The sequence below is a fragment of the Microcystis sp. LE19-10.1B genome, assembly GCF_027530565.1.
GTDB classification, from domain to species: Bacteria; Cyanobacteriota; Cyanobacteriia; order Cyanobacteriales; family Microcystaceae; genus Microcystis; species Microcystis aeruginosa.
This window is the reverse complement of record NZ_JAPZQM010000410.1, coordinates 1-2,646: the sequence shown is the minus strand read 5'-3', so window position 1 is coordinate 2,646 and position 2,646 is coordinate 1. Positions and strand designations below refer to the sequence as shown.

Below are 2,646 nucleotides of genomic sequence, written 5' to 3'. Positions count from 1 at the left end.
TTAAAGCATATCTAAAGAGTTTTGAGTTAAAAGTTAAACTTCAAGTTTTCATTCAGGACAAATGTACTGGTTAACTAATTTTTTGGGGAAAATTAGTTAACCCATGATTATAACATATAATTAATTTGCAAGAGTTCTAATGTTTGGGATAAAATGGAGAAGTTTCAATGGGATCAAGTGCGATCGCTCTGAGAAATGATCGAGGTCAAGCATGACAGTGCAACAACTTCGTTACAGAGATAGGATAGTAGAATAGAGGGGGCTACCATACCGCTGCTTCAGGCTTTAATTTAGTCTTGTCGATCAGTTATGATCATGAAAGAAAAAGTGTACTTGGATTCCACGGTTCCGAGTTATTACTTTGATGAGCGTGAAGCTCTAAAAACTTTTACCGAAATCACAAGGAAGTGGTGGTCGGAGATGTCCAGTTATTATGATTTATATATTTCGGATGCCGTGCTTCAAGAACTAACCAACGGAAACTATCCGCGTAAAGCTGAAATTATTCATTTGGTTTCGAGGATTCCTTTACTACCGCCGACTTCTGCTCTTGAACAAGTTGTCGAGTTTTATCTTGCCAACTATGTCATGCCAAGGTCTCTTGTGGGCGACGCTCTACATCTTGCCTATGCCAGCTATTTCGACATTCAATATCTCGTTACTTGGAATTGCAACCACCTAGCGAATGCTAACAAACGGAAGCATATTCGCGTTATCAATGCCCGCCTTGGTTTGTCAACACCTGAAATTGTCACACCACTTGAACTATTCAAAGAGGAGAATAACTTATGATCCACTCAGAGATTTTGCAAGAAAAAGATAAAACTCAAACAAGATTATCGGAGGAATGCACGTCTATCCATGACTATTTAGTTAAGTCTCGCATTGCTGCGGAAAAGGCTGCGGAATCCTACGGGTTTACTCTCAAGTATGCTGAAGAAATTCATAAAATTCGAGAAGAACACGGCAAAGCTTTCAACGCCAACACAACAGCCTCTTAGGTTGGCTTGAGCGAAACAATTTAGATTAATTCTGATTAATTGCCAATTCATTGCCGACACAAGAGTTAAAGCGATAACAATTAGAGGAATTTGGTGAACAAGATACACTATAGCCCAGATGTGGATGCTTTATTAATTGAGTTAAACAATAATCCAATTGCTTACGCAGAGGAGGAAGGGAAAACAATATTACATTATTCCGAGGACGATCAGTTAGTTTTAATCGAGATTCTAGATTTTGGTTGTTCTCTATCGGAAGATGCTAGACAAGAACTTGCAAAATCCATATCTTCTCGTGCATCGATTAAAATATAGTTATTAATTAATATCCATCTCACAACAATTTAAATCATGAAAGGTATTCAGTATATTGTCGATGAAACAGGAGAAAAAACAGCAGTTTTTATCGATCTAAAAGAATGGGGTCAACTGTGGAATGAGTTTTATCAAAATTTACTCGATCGCTCTCCCGGCAACGAAGACTGGATAAATTGATCGCCTTTTCGAGAAAAATTAGATCAAGCTCTCCCATGGAATGCTAATCATCCACCGCAGTTATCAGATCTAGAATCCCTAGAGAGCAAACTCGACAATCATGAGTGAGGTTTTACTTGATTTATCAATAATAATCTAGAGAACTTTTAGAGGAACTACAAATGCTAGAAATTAGCAAAAGCTATGTATTAGACAAGGATCAAAAGCCGATTGCCGTTCAGATTCCCATTGCTGAATTTGAAAAAATCGAAGAAATCCTTGAGGATTACGGACTGGGAAAACTCATCGAAGAAGTTGAAAATGATCAAATCCTAGACCAAGAAAAAGACTGGCAATACTGCCCGTATATACTGTAAAATCTATTTTATAGAAGTCTATAAAGAAGTTGGCTAAATTACAATATAAATGCCTTATTTAAATCCCAATGCGACAATCCCACCAGCTAAATTAACCCAGTATTTGCTAGTTTTACAACCCAAAGATGATAAATCAGGCTTTCTGGCACAAGCAGGATATAATTTAGACAACTGGCAGGTATTGGAACAAGATTTAAGACGTATTCTTCTCAACGAAGCCACCTTAAATAAACCAACAAAGTTCGGTGATATTTATGAAATTAAAGGACTTTTACAAGGGGTCAACGGGATAAACTTACGAGTCTCTACCTATTGGATTATCGACTCACTTACGAAAGAAACAAGATTTGTGACTTTATTACCAGATTAAAAGAGTTAGACTATGAAATTTGATATGTTTTCCGAAGTTCAATTAACCGAAGATTTGCCAGAATCTAATTTGTCTCGTGGCACTCACGCGATTATCGTGGATTATTGTCCTCGACCCGAAGGCCAAGAGGATGGCTATGTTTTAGAAGTGTTAAATAATCAGGGAAAAGCCTATACAGTTATCGCTGTAGAAGTTTCCAAGATTGAATCAATTCAAAATCTTAAACAGGATGAATTTCAAATTATATAATTCTGTTATTCTTCGCTGTGATTTCCTAGAAAACTGGGCTCTTCGTTACTTGTTATGGTTCGATAGGGGGGCATAAATCGACTAAATCCTTATCTGGCAAGAGACTTAATTGATTAGTTCGCTCTAGATAAAAACAATTGACAAAAATCGCTAAATGCCTTTCTCTATAAGGGTT

Annotated in this window: 6 protein-coding genes and 1 pseudogene; all 7 read left to right on the top strand. The window is 37.0% G+C overall.

Annotation, left to right across the window (positions count from 1 at the left end; all coding sequences use genetic code 11):
* Positions 1-315 precede the first annotated feature (315 nt).
* The 7 genes and pseudogenes from O9332_RS14920 (at position 316) to O9332_RS14890 (ending at position 2,471) form a co-directional block, all read left to right on the top strand.
* Entirely contained in the window at positions 316-792 is a 477-nt protein-coding gene (locus O9332_RS14920) for a type II toxin-antitoxin system VapC family toxin (RefSeq protein WP_002763393.1), read from the top strand.
* Positions 789-1,001, top strand: coding sequence for a hypothetical protein (locus O9332_RS14915; protein ID WP_002789670.1), 213 nt, complete (start codon positions 789-791; stop codon positions 999-1,001). Before O9332_RS14920 ends, O9332_RS14915 begins: the two co-directional genes overlap by 4 nt.
* Positions 1,002-1,094: 93 nt before the next feature.
* Entirely contained in the window at positions 1,095-1,316 is a 222-nt protein-coding gene (locus tag O9332_RS14910) for a DUF2283 domain-containing protein (RefSeq protein WP_288026202.1), read from the top strand.
* A gap of 36 nt (positions 1,317-1,352) precedes the next feature.
* A pseudogene (locus O9332_RS28095) lies at positions 1,353-1,604 on the top strand (hypothetical protein).
* A gap of 53 nt (positions 1,605-1,657) precedes the next feature.
* Positions 1,658-1,852, top strand: a complete 195-nt coding sequence (locus O9332_RS14900; protein WP_288026199.1) for a RelB antitoxin-like protein — start codon at positions 1,658-1,660, stop codon at positions 1,850-1,852.
* Between the two features lie 49 nt (positions 1,853-1,901).
* Entirely contained in the window at positions 1,902-2,222 is a 321-nt protein-coding gene (locus tag O9332_RS14895) for a DUF6883 domain-containing protein (protein ID WP_002764286.1), read from the top strand.
* Between the two features lie 12 nt (positions 2,223-2,234).
* Positions 2,235-2,471 (top strand): DUF4926 domain-containing protein, encoded by a 237-nt coding sequence (locus O9332_RS14890; protein WP_002731660.1) that lies wholly within the window; start codon positions 2,235-2,237, stop codon positions 2,469-2,471.
* Positions 2,472-2,646 lie beyond the last annotated feature (175 nt).